The organism is Streptomyces sp. NPDC048461 (assembly GCF_055587105.1).
The window spans coordinates 77,689-99,158 of the sequence record NZ_JBVJGW010000014.1 but is presented as its reverse complement, the minus strand read 5'-3'; the positions used below and the strand labels follow the sequence as shown (position 1 = coordinate 99,158).

18 protein-coding genes are annotated in these 21,470 nt (G+C 74.3%); 4 read left to right on the top strand and 14 right to left on the bottom strand.

Going from position 1 to position 21,470, the window contains the following annotated elements:
- Positions 1-15: 15 nt before the first annotated feature.
- The 9 genes from ACZ6S8_RS23880 to ACZ6S8_RS23840 all read right to left on the bottom strand — a co-directional run bounded on the left by ACZ6S8_RS23880 (position 16) and on the right by ACZ6S8_RS23840 (position 9,285).
- Positions 16-1,173, bottom strand: coding sequence for an LLM class flavin-dependent oxidoreductase (locus tag ACZ6S8_RS23880; RefSeq protein WP_469458841.1), 1,158 nt, complete (start codon positions 1,171-1,173; stop codon positions 16-18).
- A gap of 238 nt (positions 1,174-1,411) precedes the next feature.
- Positions 1,412-2,167 carry a GNAT family N-acetyltransferase gene (locus ACZ6S8_RS23875; protein ID WP_469458838.1) on the bottom strand — a complete coding sequence of 252 codons (756 nt, stop codon included), beginning with the start codon at positions 2,165-2,167 and terminating at the stop codon, positions 1,412-1,414.
- A 55-nt stretch (positions 2,168-2,222) separates the two neighbouring features.
- Entirely contained in the window at positions 2,223-3,239 is a 1,017-nt protein-coding gene (locus ACZ6S8_RS23870) for a transporter substrate-binding domain-containing protein (RefSeq protein ID WP_469458836.1), read from the bottom strand.
- 80 nt (positions 3,240-3,319) lie between these two features.
- A complete protein-coding gene (locus ACZ6S8_RS23865) occupies positions 3,320-4,156 on the bottom strand; it encodes an amino acid ABC transporter ATP-binding protein (RefSeq protein ID WP_469458834.1) in 837 nt (278 codons plus the stop codon).
- Complete coding sequence (locus tag ACZ6S8_RS23860) at positions 4,153-5,151, bottom strand: amino acid ABC transporter permease (RefSeq protein WP_469458832.1); 999 nt, start codon at positions 5,149-5,151, stop codon at positions 4,153-4,155. Before ACZ6S8_RS23860 ends, ACZ6S8_RS23865 begins: the two co-directional genes overlap by 4 nt.
- A gap of 209 nt (positions 5,152-5,360) precedes the next feature.
- Positions 5,361-6,470, bottom strand: coding sequence for an aryl-sulfate sulfotransferase (locus ACZ6S8_RS23855; RefSeq protein WP_469458830.1), 1,110 nt, complete (start codon positions 6,468-6,470; stop codon positions 5,361-5,363).
- 37 nt (positions 6,471-6,507) lie between these two features.
- A complete protein-coding gene (locus ACZ6S8_RS23850) occupies positions 6,508-7,563 on the bottom strand; it encodes an ABC transporter substrate-binding protein (RefSeq protein ID WP_469458828.1) in 1,056 nt (351 codons plus the stop codon).
- Between the two features lie 229 nt (positions 7,564-7,792).
- Positions 7,793-8,509: an ABC transporter ATP-binding protein gene (locus tag ACZ6S8_RS23845; RefSeq protein WP_469458826.1), complete on the bottom strand. Its 717-nt coding sequence runs from the start codon at positions 8,507-8,509 to the stop codon at positions 7,793-7,795.
- Entirely contained in the window at positions 8,506-9,285 is a 780-nt protein-coding gene (locus ACZ6S8_RS23840; protein WP_469458824.1) for an ABC transporter permease, read from the bottom strand. The genes ACZ6S8_RS23845 and ACZ6S8_RS23840 overlap by 4 nt, the downstream gene beginning before the upstream one ends.
- A 128-nt stretch (positions 9,286-9,413) precedes the next feature.
- Here ACZ6S8_RS23840 and ACZ6S8_RS23835 point away from each other — a divergent pair, with 128 nt between their 5' ends.
- Entirely contained in the window at positions 9,414-9,983 is a 570-nt protein-coding gene (locus ACZ6S8_RS23835) for a helix-turn-helix domain-containing protein (RefSeq protein WP_469458822.1), read from the top strand.
- A gap of 38 nt (positions 9,984-10,021) precedes the next feature.
- Here ACZ6S8_RS23835 and ACZ6S8_RS23830 read toward each other — a convergent pair whose 3' ends face one another.
- From ACZ6S8_RS23830 to ACZ6S8_RS23820, 3 genes are all read right to left on the bottom strand, one after another.
- Entirely contained in the window at positions 10,022-10,918 is an 897-nt protein-coding gene (locus ACZ6S8_RS23830; protein ID WP_469458820.1) for a C40 family peptidase, read from the bottom strand.
- 163 nt (positions 10,919-11,081) lie between these two features.
- Entirely contained in the window at positions 11,082-15,056 is a 3,975-nt protein-coding gene (locus ACZ6S8_RS23825) for an nSTAND1 domain-containing NTPase (RefSeq protein WP_469458818.1), read from the bottom strand.
- Between the two features lie 150 nt (positions 15,057-15,206).
- Positions 15,207-15,569 (bottom strand): hypothetical protein, encoded by a 363-nt coding sequence (locus tag ACZ6S8_RS23820; RefSeq protein ID WP_469458816.1) that lies wholly within the window; start codon positions 15,567-15,569, stop codon positions 15,207-15,209.
- 301 nt (positions 15,570-15,870) lie between these two features.
- Here ACZ6S8_RS23820 and ACZ6S8_RS23815 point away from each other — a divergent pair, with 301 nt between their 5' ends.
- Together ACZ6S8_RS23815 and ACZ6S8_RS23810 are read left to right on the top strand one after the other, a co-directional pair.
- Positions 15,871-16,935: a right-handed parallel beta-helix repeat-containing protein gene (locus ACZ6S8_RS23815; protein WP_469458814.1), complete on the top strand. Its 1,065-nt coding sequence runs from the start codon at positions 15,871-15,873 to the stop codon at positions 16,933-16,935.
- Positions 16,936-16,981: 46 nt separating this feature from the next.
- Positions 16,982-18,049, top strand: a complete 1,068-nt coding sequence (locus ACZ6S8_RS23810; RefSeq protein WP_469458813.1) for a methyltransferase — start codon at positions 16,982-16,984, stop codon at positions 18,047-18,049.
- Positions 18,050-18,169: 120 nt separating this feature from the next.
- On the opposite strand, the gene ACZ6S8_RS23805 is transcribed toward ACZ6S8_RS23810, so the two are convergent.
- Positions 18,170-18,427: an acyl carrier protein gene (locus ACZ6S8_RS23805; RefSeq protein WP_469458811.1), complete on the bottom strand. Its 258-nt coding sequence runs from the start codon at positions 18,425-18,427 to the stop codon at positions 18,170-18,172.
- Positions 18,428-18,440: 13 nt separating this feature from the next.
- Positions 18,441-19,601 (bottom strand): SchA/CurD-like domain-containing protein, encoded by a 1,161-nt coding sequence (locus ACZ6S8_RS23800; RefSeq protein ID WP_469458809.1) that lies wholly within the window; start codon positions 19,599-19,601, stop codon positions 18,441-18,443.
- 230 nt (positions 19,602-19,831) lie between these two features.
- On the opposite strand from ACZ6S8_RS23800, the gene ACZ6S8_RS23795 reads away from it, so the two are divergent.
- The gene (locus ACZ6S8_RS23795; protein WP_469458807.1) at positions 19,832-21,463 is read left to right on the top strand and encodes an FAD-dependent oxidoreductase; all 1,632 of its coding nucleotides are present in this window, start codon (positions 19,832-19,834) and stop codon (positions 21,461-21,463) included.
- Positions 21,464-21,470: the final 7 nt, after the last annotated feature.

Sequence of the window (21,470 nt, the reverse complement as noted above, 5' to 3'; positions counted from 1 at the left end):
TTCCGGGGGTCCGGGTCAGGCGGCGGGGCTCGTGGCGGGCCGCGCGGCGTAGCGGTTGGCCGGACGCTCCAGCCCGAGGAGCCCGCGCAGGGTGTCCGCCTCGTACGCGTGGCGGAAGGCGCCGCGGCGCTGGAGTTCGGGCACCAGCCCCCGGGTGACGGCGGGCAGGTCGTGGGCGGTCGTGCCCGGTCGCAGCCGGAAGCCCGACAGGCCCGCGGAGCGTCGTTCGAGGAGCAGGTCGGCCAGCTGGGCCGGGGTTCCGGTGAAGACCTCCGTGTCGTCCGCGAACGCCTCCCCGGCGAGCGCGTCGAGCCGCTCCCTGCGGGCGGCGGCGGCCGGCGCGTCCTCGTCGAGGAACACGGTGAGCTCCCCGAACAGGTGCAGCGGCTCCGCGCCGGGCGCCACGGCCTCCCGGGCCCGCAGGATCGCGGCGACGGCGGCGCGCGACTCCTCGGCGTTCCGGGCGGTCACGAACCCGATGTCGGTGGACCGCGCGACGAAGCCGTAGGACGCCCCGCCGTCACCGAGGGCGGCGACGAGGGGCCGGCCCTGCGGGGGGCGCGGGGTGATCGAGGGGCCCCGCACGCTGAAGTGGCGTCCCTCGAAGTCGATGTAGTGCAGCTTGTCGCGGTCGACGAACCGGCCCGTGGCCACGTCGCGGATCTCCGCGTCGTCCTCCCAGCTGTCCCACAGCCGCCGGACCGCCTCCACGTGGTCGGCGGCCTCCTCGTACAGCTCGGGAGCGGAGAACGGGGCGGTGCGCCGGCCGAAGTGCCGTGCCTCGTGGGCGAGTCCGGAGACCTGGACGCGCAGGCCGGCGCGGCCGCGGCTGACGTGGTCGAGGGTCGCGACGGCCTTGGAGATGTGGAAGGGCTCGGTGTGGGTCGCGGTGACGCTCGGGACCAGCCCGATGTGCCGGGTCAGCGGAGCTACGCGGGCCGCGGTGAGCACCGCGTCCAGCCGGCCCCGCACGCGGTCCGTGCGCTCGTCGGGGCCGCCGTCCGGAGCGGAGGACTGGAGCGCGAGGCCGTCCTCGAAGGTGACGAAGTCGAGCAGTCCCGCCTCGGCCTCCGCGACGGCGCCGGCCCAGTACCGGGCGGTGAAGAGCGCCTCGGGCCGGGCTCCGGGCTCGCGCCAGGCGGCGGGGTGCCGGCCGGCGCCGTCGAGGGCCACCGCGAGGTGCAGCGGGGCGGAGGACGGCGACCGGCGGGCGGGGGACGGAGGGGCCGAAGGTGACGGATCGGCCGAAGGTGACGGGTGGGCCGAAGGTGACGGGGAAACGGACACGTCGGAATACGCCTTCCTGATCGGCGTGCGGAAGAAATGCCGGTGCGGGGTCGCGCATTCGCCCGTCAGCCATTTCTCTCAAAAACGCTACGCCCGATGACTGGGCCATACAATGACCGGAATATTAAGAGAACTTGGCGGCAGTGTTGCCCGCGCCGCCCGGCGCCCGCAGGGCCATGAAGAACGGCCGCCGGCGCACGGTGAACCCGATCGACTCGTAGAGCCGTACCGCGCCCGTATTGCTCGCCGCGGTGTGCAGGAACGGTACGTCGCCCCGCTCCCGGATGCCGGCGGCGACGGCGCGCACCAGCCGCGTCGCCAGCCCCCGGCCGCGGAAGCCGGGGTGGGTGCACACGGCGCTGATCTCGGTCCAGCCGGGCGGCCGCAGCCGCTCCCCGGCCATCGCGACCAGTCGGCCCCGGTGGCGGATCCCCAGGTACGTACCGAGCTCGACGGTACGGGGCAGGAACGGGCCGGGTGCGGTGAGCTCGATCAGCGCGAGCATCTCGGGCACGTCGGACGGCCCGAGCCGGACCGCCTCCGGCGCGGGTTCGGCGCGCAGCGCGGTGTCGACCAGCTGGACGCCCCGGATCGTGCCGAGGGTCTCCCAGTCCTCCGGCGGGGTCAGCACTCCGGCGAGCGTCACGGCCCCGCCCGCGCCCACGAGCTCGTGCAGCGCGGTCCAGGACCGCGGGTCGGCCGGGTCGGCGATCGCCGCGAACGGCGCCACGTCGGCGGGGTAGCGGGCGGCGTGCGCGGCGCGGCCGGCCGCCCGGCCGCCGGGGTGTTCCGCGAAGGCCGCGTGCGGCCCGGACAGGGAGGCCCAGGCCGGGTTGTCGAGGATGTGCGGGGCGAGCGGGGTGGTGGTGCCGGTGCTCATGGGGCGCGGCTCTCCTTCCGGGGCACGCCGGCGGGCCGGGGGACGGCCCGCCGGCTCAGGAGTTGGTGAGGGGAAGGCCGGGAGGGTTGACCTCCGAGGTGGCCACGGCCTCGTTGGACAGGTTCCAGGCGGTGAGCAGCTGCGCGTACTGACCGTTCTTGATCAGGTGGTTGATCGTGTCGGCCACCGGCTTGGCGAGGCCGCTGTCCTTCTTGGCGGTGGCCGCGATCAGCCCCTGGAGGCTCTCGCCGGCGCCGGAGAAGGAACCCGCGTTGCGCGTGGGGGCGTTGCCGCCGGCCGTCTGGGTGATGTGGTACGAGATGGAGGGGTTCGGGCCGAAGCTGAGGTCGATCTTCTTGCCGCTCAGGGCCAGGTAGACGCTGTTGGCGTCGGGGAAGTACTTGACGTCGACGTCCTTGCCCTCGGCCCGGAGCTTCTTCTGCCACTCCAGCAGGATCTTCTCCTGGTTGGTGCCGGAGCTGACCGCGACGGTCCGGCCCGCGAGGTTGCGGTAGTCACCGCCGAAGTTCCAGGGGTTCTCCTTCAGTGCCTCGAAGGCGAGGTCGTCGTGGCGGTAGGAGGCGAACTCGTACTTCTTCTTGCGCTCCTCCGTCACCGTGACGTTGGTGAAGGCCACGTCGACCTTGCCGCTGTCGATGCCGACGAAGAGGTTCTCCCACGTGGAGTTCTTCACCACGGGCCCCAGCCCGAGCGACGCGGCGACCAGCCGGCCGAGGTCCGGCTCGGCGCCGGTGAGGGTCTTCTGGTCGGTGCCGACGTACGCCAGCGGCGGGAACCCGGCGGGCAGCGCGCCGACCCCGATCACGAGCTCGCCGCGCTCGCGGACGGCCTCGGGCAGCTGGGCGCGCAGGGACTCGACGACGGGGACGGTCAGTTCGGCCTGCCGGGCCGCCCCGTTGGAGACGGCGCCGACGGTGACCTTGCCGGACGCGGCGCCGGTGGCCTCGGCGTCCCCGCCGCAGGCGGTGAGACCGGAGGCGAGGGCGACGGTGGCGGTCGCCGCGCCGAGGCCGCGGACGAGTCTGGTGCGCAGGGTGGGCAGGCGGTGCATGGGTGTGTCCTTTGCGAGTGGTGACGGAGCGGGGGAAGGCCGTGGGGGCGGAAGGGGGAAGAGCGGGGGAGCGGAGGCGGTCACAGGACCTTGCTGAGGAACTCCCGGGTCCTGGGGTGCCGCGGGTGGTCCAGCACCCGGCCCGGCGGGCCCTGTTCGACGACGCGGCCCTCGTGGAGGAAGACGACCTCGTCGGCGACCTCGCGGGCGAAGCCGATCTCGTGCGTGACGATGACGAGGGTGGTGCCGCCGGTCGCCAGGTCCTTGATCACCGACAGCACCTCGCCGACGAGTTCGGGGTCCAGGGCGGAGGTGGGTTCGTCGAAGAGGATGACCCCGGGCCGCAGGGCGAGGGCCCGCGCGATCGCGACCCGCTGCTGCTGGCCTCCGGACAACTGGCGCGGGTAGGCGCCGGTCCGGTCGCCGAGCCCCACCCGTTCCAGGAGCCCGCGCGCCAGGGTCTGCGCCTCGGCGCGGGGCAGCCGGCCGGTCGCCACCGGGGCCGCGGCGACGTTGTCCAGCACGGTCAGGTGCGGGAAGAGGTTGAAGTTCTGGAAGACGAAGCCGATCCGGCTGCGCTGGGCGAGGATCGCCCGGCCGCCGAGCTCCTTGAGCCGCGTCCCGTGGCGCCGTACGCCGATCAGCTCGCCGCCCACGCTGACGTGCCCCGCGTCGGGCTTCTCCAGGTGGTTCAGCAGCCGCAGCAGCGTGGACTTGCCGGAGCCGGAGCGGCCCAGGACCACGGTGACCGTGCCCGGCGCGACGCTCAGGCTCACTCCGTCCAGGACGTGCTGGGCGCCGTACCACTTGTGCACGGCGTGCACCTCGATCCCGGCCGGCCGTGCGCCGCCGCCCTCGGCGGGTTCCGTGGCGGTTCCCGCGGCGGCAGGGGTGTCCGGGGTGGCCGTGGCGGTCATCGGGCCGTCTCCTTCAGGAAGCGGGTCCGTACGTCGCGCAGGCCCGCCCGGGCCCGCTGCACGGGGGTGGGCGGCAGGGTGCGCAGGGCGCCGCGGGCGTAGTACCGCTCGACGTAGAACTGCACGACGGAGACGACGCTGGTGAGGATCACGTACCAGACGGTGGCCACCAACAGCAGCGGCACCACGTCGCCGGGGTAGGTGCCGGCCAGGCTCTGCACCGAGCCGAACAGGTCGAGCAGGGAGACGTAGAAAACCAGGGAGGTGGCCTTGAGCAGGCCGATCAGCTGGTTGACGTACGAGGGGACGATCGAGCGGAGCGCCTGCGGGAACACGATCCGGGCGAACTGGTACCGCTTGGGCAGGCCCAGGGCGGCGGCCGCCTCGTGCTGCCCCTGGTCGACGGAGAGCACGCCGGCCCGGACGATCTCGGCCGCGTACGCCGCCTCGCTCAGGCTCAGCCCGATGACGGCCACGACGAGGTCGGTGGCGAGCCGGGACTCGTCGAAGGTGAAGAACGCGGGCCCGAACGGCACCCCGACGCTCAGCGTCGGGTACAGCGCGCTGAGGTTGTAGAGGAAGAGCAGGACCACGATCAGCGGTACGGAGCGGAAGAGCCAGATGTACGTCCAGCTCGCCGAGCGCAGCACCGGGTTCCCGGAGAGCCGGCCCAGCGCGAGCAGGACACCGCCGGCCAGACCCAGGACCGCGCTGTACGCGGCCACCTGGAGGGTGATGAGCAGCCCCTCCAGGATCACCGGCCGGAGGAACCAGTAGGCGAAGCGGTCCCATTGGTAGAAGGGGTTGGTGAGCAGCCCGTTGGCGGCCTGGGAGGCCAGGACCAGCACGACGAGGGCGGCGATCCACCGGCCGGGCCGGCGGAGCGGGAGGACCCGCTCGGCCGGCCCGGGTGGTACCGGAGGCCCGGCGGGCCCCGGCTGCCCGGGTGGCCCCGAAGGGCCGGCGGGCGCGGAGAGGAGCAGTGGTTCGGTCACGGGACACTCCAGCAGCTTCGATATGCAGCGGAATCGAAAAGCAGCCGTCATGCCGGACGGGAGAGGCCGCTGATGTCGTTATCTGCGGCGTAAGCTAGGCAGCGCGGAGAACGGGTGTCAACGGTCCTGATATCGGAATGCGCCGACGCGCGTACCAATTTCATCCGCCGTACACACAACGCCCTCGGGTGAAATGAACCGGGTGCGGATCAGAGCCAGGGAAGCTGGTCCGCGGCGTATCGATAGGCGCGGAATACCGAGTTCTGGGCGCCGCCGGAGGACTCCAGCCCGACACCCTCCCCGAACGCCCGGAACTGCGGGACCACGAACTCCCACACCACGTCCCCGCCCGGCGTCACCTCGAAGAGCCGACCGAAGGAGCCCTCCGCGATGAAGGTGTTCCCGTTGGGGAGGCGCTGGGCGCTGGACATGTACGGGCTGAAGAAGTTCTGCGGGGGATTGTCCTCGTACGACCAGACCTCCTTCCCGGTGTGCGGGTCGAGCTCCAGCACCCGCGAGTACGGGACGGAGGTGTGGTCGCGGTAGGTCCCGTTGTCGAAGACCAGGATGGTGCCGCCGGGCAGCTCGTGCGGGTGGTGCTGCTGGGCCAGGACGTCGGGGCCGATGCGCCAGCGCACGGAGCCGTCCGCGCGGTCGACGGCCACGGTGGTCGAGGCGCTGCGGAAGCCCACCACCAGCGAGCCGTCCGCGCGTTCGTTGACGGTGTTCGCCATCGGCCAGTGCTCGCGGGCGAAGTGGCGGTTCAGCGGCACCTCCTCGGGGTCGAGGTGCTCGATGGCGGCCCAGCGCCACACGACCTCGCCGTCCCACGTCAGTTCGTACACCACGTCCCCGTAGATCACGCCGCCCTCGGCCTCGGAGCCGGGGATGCCGCCCCGGATCCGGGCCGCGTCGGAGGGGGACAGCGGCTCGACGCCGGTGACGACGAGGTTCCCGTTGCGCAGTACGGACGCGTCGTGGTGGTGGAAGGGGTGCCGGGCCTCGCGCACGACCGTGGAGTCGGGGGCCAGCTCCTGGAAGATGCCCCCGTGGTAGACGTCCCAGATGGGGAAGAGGGTGGGGCCGCTCGTGTCCTTGGCCGCGTAGAAGAGGTTGCCGTTCGGCAGGAGCTGGGCCTGACGGCCGGGCGGGTGGGGGGAGTTCCAGGTGTGGACGGGGCGTCCCTCGATGTCGACGAGGTGGATCTCGCCGGCGCTGGTGATGGGCGTGTAGAGGGTGTAGCCGCCGTAGCTGCGCTCGGGGTCGTGGGCGACGAGGCCGGTGCCGCGGCGGCGCAGGGTGTTCTGGTCGATGCTCATGGGTTTCTCCTTGGTGTGCGGGTGGTTCCGGGGCCGGTCAGCCGGCTGCCGTGACGGTGACGGCGCCCGGATCGGCGGCCGCGAGCGGCGCCGGGTTCAGGTAGGCGGACAGCGCCGCGCGGTCGGCGGATCCCGGCAGGCCCTGGGCGGCCTTGGCCCAGGCGGCCTCCTCCGTCAACTGCGCCAGCAGCTCGGGGGAGAGGGTGGCGCCGTAGGTGTAACGGGGCTGGAACGCCTCGACGTACGCGGCATCGAGCGCTCCCTTGGACTGGGCGAGCACGGCCCGGCGGGCGGTGGCCGGGTCCTCGCCGATCTCGCGCTGGGCCCGCAGCAGGGTGCGGAGCACGGCGGCCGTGCCCTGCGGGGTGGCCGAGGGGCCTGCGACGAGCAGGGTCCTGGCCGTGTAGCCGGAGTACGGGAGCTCGGCGTAGCGGTCGCCGAGGGCGGTGCGCGCGGCGCCGTAGAAGCTGGGGAAGGTGACCCCGGCGTCGACGTCTCCGCGGGCCAGCGCCGAAGTGACCTGGTTCGGGGCCAGGTTGACCACGGTGACGTCGGCGGCCGTGAGCCCGGCCGAGGCGAGCATCCGCGACAGCGCGTACTCGACGTTGGTGCCCCGGGGCACCCCGACCCTGTGGCCCTTCAGGTCGGCGAACCCGCCGACGCCCGCGTCGGTGCGGGTGAGCAGGCGCCAGTCGGAGAACCGGGACAGGTCGGCGACGATCCGCAGGTCGCGGCCGCCCAGCGCGGCGGTCACCGCGGGCAGGTCGCCCACCACGCCGAACTGGGCCTGGCCGCCGAGCACGGCGTTGAGGGCGTCGCGGCCGGAGGGCTGGGTGTTGACGGTGGCGTCGACGCCCTCGGCGGACCACAGCGCACGCTCCTGCGCCACGTAGACGGGCGCGCCGCCGAGGTGGTCACTGGAGGCGAGGGTGACGGCGGGACGGCCGCCGTCGCTCCGGCCGGAGCCGCCGGCGCACGCGGTGGCAAGGGTGGAGAGCAGCGCCGCGAACAGCAGGGCGGTCACCGCGTGGGGTCTGCGGGGCCTGCTGGGCCCGCGGGGAGCGGGGTCGGGAGCGGAGGCGGGGGAGGGCATGGCGGAACCTTTCGCGGAACGGGAGAACGGGGTGACGGGGGATCGGGGAAGTCGGAACGGCGGGGGACGAGGACGAGGGACGGGGAAGGGCGCGCGGTTGGTCGCCGGACGTGGGCCCGCCGCCCGATGTGGAGCCGCCGGGGGCCGGTGACCTACCGCTGGCCGGTGACCTGCCGGTCGACGGTGACCCGCCGCCGCCGCACCGGACCGGTGCCATCGCGCCCCGGGGTCACTCGGCGCCGAGGTGGCGGGCGATCAGCGACCGCAGGTCCGGGTCGGGCGGCCCGGCGGAAACCGGATGGTCGGCCAGCACGCGCCCTGGGGCGCCGCCGAGGACGACGACCCGCTCGGCGAGTGCCAGCGCCTCGTCGATGTCGTGCGTGACGAACAGGACGGTGGTGCCTCGGCGCTGCCACAGCTCCCGCAGGAGGGCCTGCATCCGGGTGCGCGTCAGGGCGTCCAGCGCCCCGAACGGCTCGTCCATCAGCAGCACTTCGGGTTCCGCGGCCAGCGCCCGGGCCAGCGCAACGCGCTGTTGCATGCCGCCGGACAGCTGCGCCGGGTACTTCTCGGCGCCCTCCGCCAGACCGACCTCGGCCAGCGCCGCCAGGGCGCGCCGGCGCCGCTCCGCGCGGGGCAGGCCGAGCCGCTTCAGGGCGAACTCGACGTTGCCGCGCGCCGTGCGCCAGGGGAAGAGCGCGTAGTGCTGGAAGACCACGCCGCGGTCCGGGCCCGGCCCGGTCACCGGGGCGGAACCGGCCGTCACCCGCCCGCCGGTGGGCTTCACGAACCCCGCCACCGCGCCCAGCACCGTGGACTTCCCGCACCCGCTCGGCCCGAGCAGCGCCGTGAACGAGCCGGCTGGCAGGTCCAGTTCGGTGCGCTCCAGCACGGGCGTGCCCCCGTACGCGACGGACAGCCCCTCCAGCCGTACCCCGAGGCTCATGACGCGCCCCAGTGCACGAACCGGCGGCCGATCGAGGCCAGTACCAGGTCCACGGCGACGCCGAGCAGCCCGAGTACGAGCAGGCCGGCGAACATCCGGTCCACCCGCAGGAACTGCCCGTCCACCTGGAGCCGGTACGCCAACCCGCTGTCCGCGCCGCCCAGTTCGGCGGCCACCAGGGCGAGCAGCGCCACCGAGGCGCCGTAGCGGAGCGCCGCGAGCAGGGCGGGCGCGGCGGCCGGCAGCAGGACCTCGGAGAAGCGCCGGTGCAGCGGAGCCCCGAGCGTGCGGGCGGCGCGCAGGTGGGTGGCCGGCACCCGGGACACCCCGTCGTGGACGTAGAGCCAGACGGCGAGGAGGACGGCGTAGGCGATGAGCAGCCGCTTGGCCGTCTCGCCGATGCCGAACCAGGCCGTGGCCAGCGGCACCAGGGCGATGGCCGGGATCGGGCGCAGGAAGGAGACGACCGGGGTGACGGCGGCGGACACCCGGGGCAGGTAGCCGGTGGTGAAGCCGAGCGCGCTGCCGATCACCGCGCCGAGGGCGAAGCCCTGCCCGGCCCGGGCCAGGCTGGCGCCCAGGTCCTCGGCCAGGACGCCGCTGCGGGCGCTGTCCGCCAGTGCGGCCGCGGTCTGGGCCGGCGTCGGCAGCAGTCCCGGAGCCACCCCGCCGGACGCGGCGACCAGGTACCAGAGGGCGAGCACGACGGCGGCCGCGCCCAGGGCCGGGGCGAGCCGGCCCAGGGTCCGGCCGGGCGGTGAGGGGGTGGCGTGCACGGGGCTGCTCCTCGGTCGTCAATAAGTGAGGTCAATAATTGACGACGCTTATGACGGGAGTGTTGCAGCGGTGCGAAACCTCTCCGGGCCCTCCGGCCGCCCGATCACGATGGGGTACGTTCACCTGCGTGTCTCGACCCGAACCCACGCCCGAAGCGATCGAGGTCGGGCGGGTGATCCGCGGCTGCCGCAAGCAGCGCGGCGTCTCCATGGCCGTCCTCGCCACCCGCTCCGGCCTCTCCCAGCCCTTCCTCAGCCAGCTGGAGCGCGGCCTCGCCACGCCCAGCCTCAGCTCGATCTACCGGATCGCCGAGGCGCTGGACGTCGCCCCCGGGACCTTCCTGCGGCCCCCCGCCCGGCCCGGCGCGGTCAGCCACGAGAGCGACCCGCAGGTGATCCGGGTGAACGAGGCGGCGGGACAGACCGCCCGCGTGCTGATCCCCGGCGGGCGGAGCACGCAGATGGAGGCGTACGAGCACCACTTCGAGCCCGGCCGGGGCGAGCGCGGCTGGTTCGAACACCCCGGCGAGGACTTCCTGTACGTCCTGGAGGGCGAGATCATCCTGGAGGTCGAGGGCGAGGAACCGCTGGCCCTGCGGGCGGGCCAGAGCGCCCACCACCGCGGCGAGGTCCCGCACCGGTGCCGCCTGGGCGGCCCGGGCGGGGCCCGCACGCTCCTGGTCATCGCCGGGTCCTGACCGACCACCGGCCCCGTCGCCGTCGCCGTCGCCGCCGCTCAGGGCCCCGTGGCTCCTCCCTGGGGAGCCCCGGCGTCGGCGCAGTCGGGCACCCCCGGCAGCCACTCCGGCCCCTGGACGTAGATGTTCGTCATCCACGCCCCGTAGTCGGGGAGGTAGGACCACACGTCGTTCGTGTACCCGTCGGAGGTGACCGGCTCCGCGTGCTTCTGGCAGCCGACGCGGATCTTCGTCGGGCCGGGGAAGGCGTACACGCGGGCGGCCCTCACCGACGGTTCCGCCTTGGTCCACACCCCCGTGCCCCAGGTCGTGAACACGTGTCCGGTCACCGGCCCGGGATCGATGCGCACGGCGCCGTGGTAGTCGCCGCCCAGCCGGACGTCGCTGACCATCAGCTTGGTGCCGGACTGCCGCGCCTCGGCCATCTTGCCCGCGCCGAGGTAGACGGCGATGTGGTGCAGGTCCTGCCGGGTGCCCCAGACCAGCAGGTCCCCCGGGAGCAGCGGGGCCAGGCCCCGGTCGGCGCCGAAGCGGGCGGCGGCGCGCGTCGTGTAGTACTGCGCGCTCGCCACCCCGTTCAGGACGTCCGCCCCGGCCGCCTGCGCCCAGGCGTGCCGGACCAGGCCCGAACAGTCGAAGCCCAGCCGCTCGGGATCGTGTTCGCTGGCCGGGTCGGTCGGATCGACCTGCCCGTACGTGGGGCCCGGGCGGGCGCCGTGGCCGCCGCCCCACGTGTACCAGACGTCGGCGTCGACCTGGGCGCAGGCCGCGGCGACCGCCCGCTCGGCGGCCGGCGAGGCCCCCGGGGCGAGGACGGCGCAGGCCCCGACGGGCGCGCCGCCCGCGGCGGCCGCGGCCGGCGGGGCCGGCGCCCAGAGCAGGACGGCCAGCAACGCGGCGACCGCGCCCGCCGGTCCGGATCGACGGTGGACCATGGGAGGACCTCGATTCGTGGTGCGGTGGGATGGCAGCAGCCTGCGCGCCGCACCCACCGCCCGGGGAGGGGCGGGCGCGGTCCTGTCCGGACGGGCAACGGGAAACACCCCGGGAAACCCCCGCCGAGCAGGGCGTTCACCGGATCCCGCCCGGGGGCCGTGTTCAGCCCCGCGGGCAGCCCGGGTCCCGGGAGACGGCCACCCCGGGCACCGGAGCCCGGTGTTCGCGCTGCGCGCCGTCCGCGGCCAGCCGGCACAGCTCGGCCAGCCGGGCCCGTACGTCCAGGTCCCACAGCCGTACGGTGCCGTCGGTGCTGCTGCTGGCGACGGTCCGGCCGCCGGGGGCGAACGCGACCCCCCACACCGCGTTCCCGTGCCCGGCCAGCGCCGCCAGCGCCCGCCGTCCGGGCACGTCCCAGAGCCGCACCGTACGGTCGTTGCCGCTGCTCGCCAGGGTCCGGCCGTCGGGGGAGAAGGCGATGCCCCGCGCGGAGCCGGTGTGCCCGGACAGGGCCGCCTCGAAGCGGTGGCTCCGGGCGTCCCACAGCCGTACGGTGCCGTCGTTGCCGCTGCTGGCGAGCGTCCGCCCGTCCGGGCTGAAGGCCACGGCGCGGACCGCGCCCGTATGGCCCGTCAGCGTGTCCAGGGGGCTGCGCGCCGCGACGTCCCACAGACGTACCGTCAGATCGTCACCGGCGCTCGCCAGGGTGCGCCCGTCGGGGCTGAACGCCACGTCGTTGGCGAAGTCCGTGTGCCCGGCGAGGAGGGCCAGCGGACGGCGCGCGGCCACGTCCCACAGTCGGATCGTCCCGTCCGACCCGGCCGAGGCCAGCGTTCTGCCGTCGGGCGAGAAGGCCACCGAGAACACCGTCCCGCCCAGGCTGGTGAGGGTCGCGGCCGCGGCGCGCGCGGCCACGTCCCACAGCCGGACCGTGCCGTCCGACCCGGCCGAGGCCAGCGTTCTCCCGTCGGGCGAGAAGGCCACCGAGAACACGGTCTCGCCGTGCCCGGTGAAGGTGGCCACGACCCGGCGCCCCGCCACGTCCCACAGCCGCACCGTGTGGTCCGCCTGCGCCGTGGCCAGCAGCTTTCCGTCCCGGCTGTACGCCGCGTGCCAGATCTCCGTGAACGGGCGCGCGGTCAGCACCGGCCCCCGCAGGTCCCACAGCACCACCGACTGGTCGAACCCGGCCGTGGCCAGCAGCGTTCCGCCGGAGTCCACGGCCACGCCGAGCACGTAGTCGGTGTGCCCCGCGAACGTCGCCGTCGGCCGGCCGCCGCGCACGTCCCACAGCCGGGTCGTCCCGTCGCCGCCCGCGCTGACCACCGTCGTCCCGTCGGGCGTGTACGCGACCCCGTTGACGTCGTCGCTGTGCCCGCTCAGCGTCGCCGCCGACCTGCGGCCCGCCACGTCCCACAGCCGCACGGTCCGGTCGACGCCCCCGGTGGCGACCGTCCGCCCGTCCGGGGCGAACGCCGCCCCCAGCACCTCGTCGGTGTGCCCGGACAGGACGGCCGTCCCGCGGGGGTCCGACCGCTGCCGGCCGGGGTCCGGGGCCGGGTCCCACAGCCGTACGGTCCGGTCCGCGCCGGCCGTCACCAGCGTCCGGCCGTCCGGCGCGTACGCCAGCGCGTTGACCCGCCCGGTGTGCCCCGTCAGCGTCCCCACGACCCGGTGCTCCCCGCCGGTCTCCCACAGCAGGACCGTCCCGTCGGAGGCCGCGACGGCCAGGGTCCGCCCGTCGGGCGCGAAGGCCAGGGCGCGGGCGCCCGCCGTGAGCGCCGGGAGCACGACCGGCGCCGCCCGCCCGGTGGTGTCCCACACCCGCGCGGGCGCGTCCGCGGAAGCGGCCGCGAGCGTACGGCCGCCGGGGCCGAAGGCGACGGCACGCACCCGTCCGGGCAGCGTGTGGGTCGCCGTCGTGCGGCGGTCGGACAGCCGGCGCACCACCACCCGCCCGTCGGAACCGGCCGTCGCCAGCAGGGAGTCGTCGGGGGAGAACGCCAGCGCGTTGACCGGTCCGTCGTGCCCGCCCAGACGGCCGACGAACGGCTGGGACTGCGTGCTCAGCAGTGCGCCCCGGGCCTCGGCGGTCGGCTCGGTCCGGTACGCCTGCCCGGCCAGCAGCATCGACCCCTCCGGCTGTCCGGCGGCGAGCGCCGCGGACTGCAGGGCCAGGGCCCGCGAACGGGCCACGCGCTCCTGCCCGAGCGCGGCCGTGCCCTCCTGGTACGCCAGTCCGCCCGCGCCCACCGCGAGGACCAGCAGGACCAGCAGCGTCGCCAGCATCCGCTGCCGGAGCCGGACCTGACGCCGCGCGTGGCGCTGCCGGCCGTCCTCCACGTCCTGGCTGGCCCGCAGGAAGGCCTCCTCCGGGGGGCCCAGCAGGCTCCGGCCGTCCAGCTCCTCCGCCCAGGAACGCGCGGTGTCCAGCCGGGTCCCGCGGTAGAGGGCGGAGGCGTCGCGCCCCTCGCGCTCCCATTCGGCGGCCGCGTGGGCCAGTTGCTGGTGGACCAGCAGACCGGCGCGGTCGGCGTGGATCCAGCCGCGCAGCCGCGGCCAGGCGTGCAGCAGCGCCTCGTGGGTGATCTCCACGGTGTCCCGGTCCATGGTGACCAGCCGGGCCCGGACGAAGGGGTCCAACGCGGCCGCGGCCCGGTCCGCCCCGTCCGCCGGCCCCAGCAGGGCGGTCCGGGCGACCCGGCGGCGCGTCGGGCCCGCGCCGTCGGCGACGTGCACCAGACGGACCAGGACGCGGCGGATCGTCTTCTGCTCGGCCGGGTAGAGCCGGGCGAACACGGTCTCGGCCGTGCGCGCGACCGCCCCCTGGATCCCGCCGGCCCGTTCGTACCCGGCGACGGTCAGCGTGTCGCCCGTACGCTCCTGCCAGGTGGCCCGCAGGGTGTGGGAGACCAGCGGCAGCGCGCCCGAGGGGGTGCGCTCGGAGGCGCCGTCGCGCAGTCCGGCGTCGCGCAGCAACAGCGGGACCAGGCCGGGTTCCAGCGTGACCCCGGCGAGCTCCGCCGGGCGCGTGACGGACTCCCGCAGCTCCGCCACGGACATCGGGGGCAGGACGAACAGGCCCTCGGTGAAGGCCGAGGCGAGCTCCGGGAGCTCCATGCAGGTGCCGGAGAAGTCGGCCCGTACGCCCAGCACGACGACGGCGGGGTCCTGCCCGGCGGCCGCCGCCCGGGAGGCGGACGACACGGCGGAGAGCACCCGTACGAAGGCCCGGCGCTCGTCCTCGTCGGAACAGAGGGTGAACAGCTCCTCGAACTGGTCGACGAGCAGCACCGGCCGCACCGGCCGCACCGGACGTGACGGGGCACCATCCGGACCGGAATCACCCGGACGAGCGTCCCCCGCCCACCGGCTGACGGCCTCCAGCAGCGCCTCGGGCCGCTCGGCAACGTCCCGTACGGTGATCCCCGGATCGCCGCCCAGCACCTTCGCGGCGCGGTCCAGCAGCTCCGCCAGCGGATGCGCGGTCGGCGTGAACCGGACCACCGGCCACGCGTCGGCGCCCGGCATCGGAAACCCTCCGGCACGCCCGAAGGCCGGTACGAGACCGGCGTTGAGCAGGGAGGTCTTGCCCGCCCCGGAGGGTGCGACGAGGAGGAGCGGCCCGCTGCCGACGCGCTCGAAGACCCGCTCGACGAGTTCCGCCGTCGCCCGCTCCCGGCCGAAGAACCACTCCGTGTCCCGCGCCGTGAAGGCGGGCAGCCCCCGGTACGGGCAGTCGCCGGCGGTCCGGGACCCGGCCGCCCCCGCGGGCCGCGGGCCGGGCACGGCGTCCGCCGGGCCCGTCTCCCGGACCAGCCGCAGCAGTTCGCCCCCGGCACCCAGTACCTCGTCGCAGCGCCGCGCGACGTCGGGGTTCGCGGGCTTCGCGCCGGTCTCGATCTTGCTGAGGTAGCCCTTGCTGTAGTGCGTGCGGCGGGCCAGATCGGCGAGCGACAGGCCGCGCTCCCCGCGCAGGCTCCGCAGCCGTGCGGGGAAGGCGGCGGAGTTCCCGCCGCAGACCCCGGTGGTGGCCGAGGCGTCGGTGGTGTCCGACGTGTGGGTGGTGTCGGTGGTGTCGGTGGTGTCGGTGTTCTGCCGGTGGTCCGGATCCGGATCCCCCAAAACATCCCCCATGGCAGAGTGCGCCCAGGCTGCGAGATGGCAGCGTCCAGGCTACAGCGGGGGCGTGACGGGGAGCCGGTTCCTTCACCCGGTATGACGAGAACAGGAACGTCCGGAGCCGCGGCCGGGCGACTCCGGAACCTGTCCCTCCGGGGCCGGGTGCTACGGGTTCAGCCGGATCGAGTTGATCGGCCCGAGGTCGGCGTAGACACCCGTCTTCGCGGCGATGGAGCCGCCGCAGCCCGCGCCGTTGTAGCCGGTGCAGAGGTTCGCGGTGGCACCGCCGTACTGGTTGTTGAGCACCCAGTGGCGGCCGAACTGGTTGCTCAGGTTGTGGGCCCCGTACTTGTAGAAGACGTGGGTCGGCTTCACGGCCGGGTTCTGGTCCTGGGGGTAGATGCAGACCGCCCCGTCCGGGCAGCCGGCCCACGCGTCGGCGGGCTTCGCCTCGACGGTCCCGCCGAGCGCGATCACGGCGACGGCGGCAGTGGCGACGGCGGCGGCGCCGCGGAACATCTTGCGCATGATTTCCCCTTGTGGGTCTTGCCTCGTGCTGACGCCTTCAGCCTGTCCCGGCAGCCCACGGGGGTCGACGGGTTTCCCGTTGCCCCTCGGCCGGCCCCGCCGGGAAACCCCCCGCGACCAGGCCCGTACCCGGGGTGCGGTCAACGGCTCCGGGCGTGCGCCGGCCCCCGCGGCCGGCAGCGGACCGGCCGTGGCCCGGGCCACTCCTCCGGGCGCCGAAATGGAGCCGTTTGCCCGCGTCGTGTATCCATACGCCCACCCGGTGTGGCGGGCCGGGGTGATCGCCCCTAGCTTCGGCAAGGTGACGAACCGACAGTTCAACAGCCTCGCATGCATGACCGTCGTCATGGCCGCCGGCCTCGGCGTGGTCGCGCCGCCCGCGGCCGCCGCCGGCCACACGGTGCATCCGGGCGAGTCGATCCAGGAAGCGGTGGACGCCGCACGGCCGGGAGACAGCATCTTCGTGCTGGCCGGCACCTACCACGAGAGCGTGAACATCACCAAGCCCCTGACCCTGCGGGGAGCGGGCGCCACGACGGTGATCGCGCCGCCGGCCCCGGGCACGGCCCGCGCGGACAGCGCCTGCGCGGCGTCCGGCAACGGCATCTGCGTCATAGGAGCGGCCGAGAAGACCGTCGACCGGGTGACCATCCGCTCCCTGACGCTGACGGGCTTCAAGAAGAGCGGCATCTGGGCCACCCGCACCGACCGGATGCGCGTCGAGCGGGTCACCGCGGAGAAGAACGGCACCTGGGGCATCGCACAGGAGCGGTCCACGCGCGGGGTGTTCCGCTCCAACACGGCCCGGGACAACGCGGAGTCCGGGATCTTCCTGGCGAACACCATCGACCGCGAGGGCGGGGCCACCGACACCCGGGGCGCCGTGGTCCGCGACAACACGCTGACCGGCAACCGGATCGGAGTGACGGTCAGGCGAGTCCGGAACCTCTCCGTCAGCGACAACGTCCTCACCGGCAACTGCGGCGGCGTGTTCGTCGTCGGCGACGAGGGCGACCCAGGCGCCGGCGACATGACCATCCGCGGCAACCGCATCCACGCGAACAACAAGTTCTGCCGCGGCAACAGCCGCCTCCCGGACATCCAGGGTGCCGGCATCGTCCTCACGGGCGCGGAGGAGACGGTCATCCGGGGCAACTCCGTCCGGGACAACGTGGGCGCCGCGCCGATCTCCGGCGGAATCCTGCTGTTCAAGAGCTTCGTCGGAGCCCAGAACACCGACAACGTCGTCAAGGACAACGTCGTGACGGGAAACAAGCCCGCCGACCTGGCCAACCAGGGAACCGGAAGCGGCAACAAGTTCCTCGGCAACCGCTGCCAGGTCTCCGCGCCCGCGGGCATGTGCTGACCCCCCGTCTCCCGTCGCTTCCCGTTCCCCGGAGGAATGAGGCCGTATGACCACGCTGAGCACCACCCCCGCCACCACCCCCGCCGTTCCCGCCCCCGCCCACACCCCCCAGCCGGCCATGCGGCTGCGGGAGCTCGTCTTCGGCGCCGCGTGCGCGGCCGCCGTCCGCGCGGCGGCCCGCCTCGGCGTCGCCGACGCCCTGGGCGACGCGCCCGCCACCGCGGCCGAGCTCGCGGCGGCGGTGGACGCCGAGCCGCAGCCCCTGCACCGCCTGCTCCGCGCCCTGACCTGCTACGGGATCTTCGCGGAGACGGAGGACGGCGGCTTCGTCCACACCGAGATGTCGCGGCTGCTGCGCGAGGACGACCCGCACAGCCTGCGCTACATCTCCCTGTGGTGCACGGAGCCGTGGACCTGGGAGGCCTGGCCCCGGCTCGACGACGCGGTGCGTTCCGGCGCGAGCGTCTTCCAGGACCTCTACGGCAAGGGGTTCTTCGAGTACCTGCACCAGGACGCGCACGAGTCGGCCCACGTCTTCAACCGGGCGATGACCACCTCCAGCACGCAGTCGGCGCTGGACGTCGCGGAGCTCCTCGACCTCACCGGCGTCTCTGTGGTCGCGGACATCGGAGGCGGCCAGGGACACGTCCTGGCGAGCCTGCTGGAGAAGCACCCGCAGGTACGGGGCGTCCTGCTCGACCTGCCGGGCGTCGTGGCCAAGGCCGACCCCCGGCTGCGGGACGGCGGACCCCTCGCCGACCGGGCCGGCATCGTTCCCGGGGACTGCCGCGAGGCCATCCCCGTCGAAGCGGACCTCTACATCATCAAGAACATCCTGGAGTGGGACGACGAGAGCACGCGCAGGACCCTGCGCAACGTCCTCGGCGCGGCCCGGCCCGGCGCCAGGGTCGTCGTCATCGAGAACCTGGTGGACGACAGCCCGTCGATGAAGTTCACCACCGCCATGGACCTGCTGCTCCTGCTCAACGTCGGCGGTGCCAAGCACACCAAGGCGAGCCTGGTCGCGCGGATGACCGAGGCGGGTCTGACGGTCGGCGAGGTCCGGCCGGTCAACGCGTACCTGCACGCCTTCGAGTGCACCGTGCCCGGGTAGGGCGGCCCCGGGCCGGCGCCGGCTTCCACGGCTGTCACCACGGCTGTCACCACGCCCCGGGACCGGCGTCGCGCCGGTCCCGGGGCGTGGTGGCACGTGCGCCGGGAGCCGACCCGCCGCTCAGCTCCCCGCCGGCAGGGAGCTGTTGACCAGGTCGATGAACTCCCGCGGCGACTTGCAGCGGTCCGCGTCGGGCGGCAGGGGCCGGCTGTGCCGGTTCTCCAGCTCGCCGACGATGCCGAGGAGCCCGAGGGAGTCGAGGCCCCACTCGTCGAAGCCGGAGTCGGGGCGGTTCGCCATGGCGACGGGGTCCACGGTGATGCCCGCGCCCTTCTTCATCAGCACGGCCAGTTCCTCGATGGTGAGCTGTACGGTCATGGCGTGTCTCTCCTCAGGATTGCGCCGGCGGGCGCCGGTCGGTGATCAGGCGCATCTCGGAGCGCGCCAGGAATCGGGAGATCTCCTCGTCGGTGGTGGGTACGCCGTCCGTGGCGCTGTCGAGGAGCCGGGCGAGGACGGCCGCCTTGTGGCCGCCCTGGACGCCCAGCGTGTGGGCGGGCCGCGCGTCGATCGGGCCGCTCAGATCGAGGAGCCGGACGACGACGTCGTCGCGCTGGAAGACCGTGCTGGCCTCGATGGGGCTGGCCGGATCGTCCACGGCCGCCTCGTCCTGGCCGGCCAGCAGCCGGGCGAGGGCCGAGCCGCACCCGTTCTTGGCGGGGTAGAAGAGCGCGTGCCGCCGCAGGTCCGCGAGTTCCCGGCCGCCGGCGGCCACGTGGTGCACCGCCGGGAGCGCCGCGCGGGTGAAGAACACCCGCGCCGATCCCGGGTCGGTCAGGTCACGGTCCTGCTCCAGGTACGGGTTGACGGCCTCCTCGACCGCCCTGACCTCGGGCTGTTGGGCCACGTGGCGCAGCGCCGCGAGGAGGTCCCCCTCCACTTCGACCGTCCGTACGACGCGGTTGCCGTGCATGAACAGCGAGGTGCGGCGCAGCCGGGTGTGCTCGTCGACCCGGGCCTGCGGGGACGTGTACCCGGCCAGCAGCTTCGCGACCACGGCCTCGCTGCCCGGCTTCACGGTGAAGGTCAGGGCGTGGCGCACCACGCCGTCCCCGCGCCGGGGGGTGGCCTGCAGCCGGCCGTCACGGCGCTCGGCGGCGTCCGTTCCCGCAGCGCCGGGGAAGGCGCCGGGGGGCTCCGGAGGCGACGGCTTGCCGGTCTCCCGCAGCACGCTGAAGCGCAGGGAGCGGGTGTCGCGCACGCACCCGTGGAGCGGTTGGACCGTCGCGACGTGCGCCTCGCTGCTCACCCAGGCGAGGAAGGGCTGGGCGCTCTCCCACTCGCTCGTGATCAGCCACTGGGAGGGGTTCTCGATCGACTGGCACAGTTCGTCGCTGATGTGCCCCGGGACGGACGAGACCTGCCTGCGCAGCTGCTCGTACACCTCCAGGAACTGGGTCTGGGCCCCGTCGTAGAGGTCCAGCAGCAGTACGACCCGCAGCCGGGAGTCGTCGAAGGCGGACTGGGATATCCGTTCCGACAAGGTCGTCATCGTTCTCACTCCTTCGAGACCACGTGGTCGCCGCATTCCCTGGGGCGTCGTCGGTCCTCGGTGGCATCCGCCTGGGTGATCCACCTGCGGATGCGGTCGGTCAGCCCCCCGGAACGCGGGTGGCGCCACCCGAACCGATCGTGATCCGGTAGTGCGATCGGCGCGAGAGGGGAGAACCATGCGGGTGAACGGGCGAGGGAAGACCCCCCGCACCGGGCATGAAGGAAGCCATGAAGGAAAACGTCGACCACCACGTGCCCGTCCTCATCGTGGGCGGCTCCCTGGTGGGCCTGTGCACCTCGCTGTTCCTGGGCCGCCACGGCATCAGGCACATGCTGGTCGAGAAGCACGGGGGCACCTCGCTGCACCCGCGCGGACGCGGCATCAACGTACGGACGATGGAGCTGTTCCGGGTCGCGGGCGTCGAGGGACGGATCCGGGACGCCGCCTCGGTCCTGTCCGACAACCACGGCATCCTGCAGGGCGGCTCCCTGACCGGTGACGACTCGGAATGGCTGTTCGAGGAGATCGACCCCGGGGGAGCGCTCGCGCGCTTCAGCCCCTCGGCGTGGTGCCTGTGCAGCCAGAACGACATCGAGCCGGTCCTGATGTCCGTGACCCCCACGCTCGGCGCCGACCTGCGGTACGCCACCGAGCTCCAGTCCTTCGACCCCGACGAGACCGGCGTGACCGCGCGGATGAAGAACCGGGACACCGGGGAGCACCTCACGGTGCGCGCGGACTACCTGGTCGCCGCCGACGGCCCGCGCAGCCCCGTACGGGAGCAGCTGCGCATCGGCCAGACCGGTTCCGGCGACCTCTTCCACAACGTGAGCATCACCTTCCGCTCCCGCGGACTCGCGGAAGTGGTCGGCGACCGGCGCTTCATCGTGTGCTACCTCACGAAGCCCGAGGCGGACGGGGCGCTGCTCCCCGTCGACAACGCCGAGCGGTGGGTCTTCCACGCGCCGTGGCACCCCGACCGCGGCGAGACCATGGAGGACTTCACCGACGAGCGCTGCGCCGCGCACATCCGTCGCGCGATCGGCGCCCCCGACCTGGACGTCGAGATCACCGGCAAGGCCCCCTGGCACGCCGCCGAGCGGGTCGCGCAGCGGTACGGGTCGGGCCGGGTCTTCCTCGCGGGCGACTCCGCCCACGAGATGTCCCCGACCGGGGCGTTCGGCTCCAACACGGGGATCCAGGACGCCCACAACCTGGCCTGGAAGCTCGCCGCGGTGCTGAACGGAACGGCCGGACCGCGGCTGCTCGACTCGTACGAGGCCGAGCGGCTGCCGGTGGCGCGGGCGACGAGCGAGCGCGCCTCGGCCCGCTCGGCGGAGCACAGCCACCCCGGGTACGAGCCCGCCCCCGACGCGCGCGGCGCCCGGCCGGGCGGGGTCCTGAAGGTGGCCATGGGCTACCGCTACACCCGGGGCGCCGTCCTGGGCACCGACCCGGCGCAGCCGGTGGTCCCGGAGCGGCTGCAGCTGTCGGGCGACCCCGGAACCCGGGCCCCGCACCTGTGGCTGACCGGGCCCGACGGGCGCACGTCCACCGTCGACCTGTACGAGCGGTCCTTCGTGCTGCTCGCCTCCGAGGGCACGCCCTGGCGCGACGCCGCCCGCCGGGTCGCCGCCCGGACGGGCACGCCGCTGGAGGCGTACGCCCTCGGCGCCGGGCCCGATGCCGACCTGACCCCGGAGGACGGGGCGGACTGGGCCGCGGTCCACGGCTCGACCCCGTCCGGCGCGGTCCTCGTCCGCCCGGACGGCTTCGTGGCCTGGCGGGTCACGGAGGCCGTGGGGGATCCGGAGGCCGTTCTCCACGAGGTGCTGGGCCGGCTGCTCGGCCTGGACTGATCTCCGG

What these genes read in the sequence shown, in the direction of transcription:
- ACZ6S8_RS23875 (WP_469458838.1), bottom strand. Translation starts at nt 2,167, where the DNA reads ATGAGCACCGGCACCACCACCCCGCTCGCCCCGCACATCCTCGACAAC.
- ACZ6S8_RS23870 (WP_469458836.1), bottom strand. Translation starts at nt 3,239, where the DNA reads ATGCACCGCCTGCCCACCCTGCGCACCAGACTCGTCCGCGGCCTCGGC.
- ACZ6S8_RS23865 (WP_469458834.1), bottom strand. Translation starts at nt 4,156, where the DNA reads ATGACCGCCACGGCCACCCCGGACACCCCTGCCGCCGCGGGAACCGCC.
- ACZ6S8_RS23855 (WP_469458830.1), bottom strand. Translation starts at nt 6,470, where the DNA reads ATGAGCATCGACCAGAACACCCTGCGCCGCCGCGGCACCGGCCTCGTC.
- ACZ6S8_RS23850 (WP_469458828.1), bottom strand. Translation starts at nt 7,563, where the DNA reads ATGCCCTCCCCCGCCTCCGCTCCCGACCCCGCTCCCCGCGGGCCCAGC.
- ACZ6S8_RS23845 (WP_469458826.1), bottom strand. Translation starts at nt 8,509, where the DNA reads ATGAGCCTCGGGGTACGGCTGGAGGGGCTGTCCGTCGCGTACGGGGGC.
- ACZ6S8_RS23830 (WP_469458820.1), bottom strand. Translation starts at nt 10,918, where the DNA reads ATGGTCCACCGTCGATCCGGACCGGCGGGCGCGGTCGCCGCGTTGCTG.
- ACZ6S8_RS23825 (WP_469458818.1), bottom strand. Translation starts at nt 15,056, where the DNA reads ATGGGGGATGTTTTGGGGGATCCGGATCCGGACCACCGGCAGAACACC.
- ACZ6S8_RS23820 (WP_469458816.1), bottom strand. Translation starts at nt 15,569, where the DNA reads ATGCGCAAGATGTTCCGCGGCGCCGCCGCCGTCGCCACTGCCGCCGTC.
- ACZ6S8_RS23810 (WP_469458813.1), top strand. Translation starts at nt 16,982, where the DNA reads ATGACCACGCTGAGCACCACCCCCGCCACCACCCCCGCCGTTCCCGCC.
- ACZ6S8_RS23805 (WP_469458811.1), bottom strand. Translation starts at nt 18,427, where the DNA reads ATGACCGTACAGCTCACCATCGAGGAACTGGCCGTGCTGATGAAGAAG.
- ACZ6S8_RS23800 (WP_469458809.1), bottom strand. Translation starts at nt 19,601, where the DNA reads ATGACGACCTTGTCGGAACGGATATCCCAGTCCGCCTTCGACGACTCC.
- ACZ6S8_RS23795 (WP_469458807.1), top strand. Translation starts at nt 19,832, where the DNA reads ATGAAGGAAAACGTCGACCACCACGTGCCCGTCCTCATCGTGGGCGGC.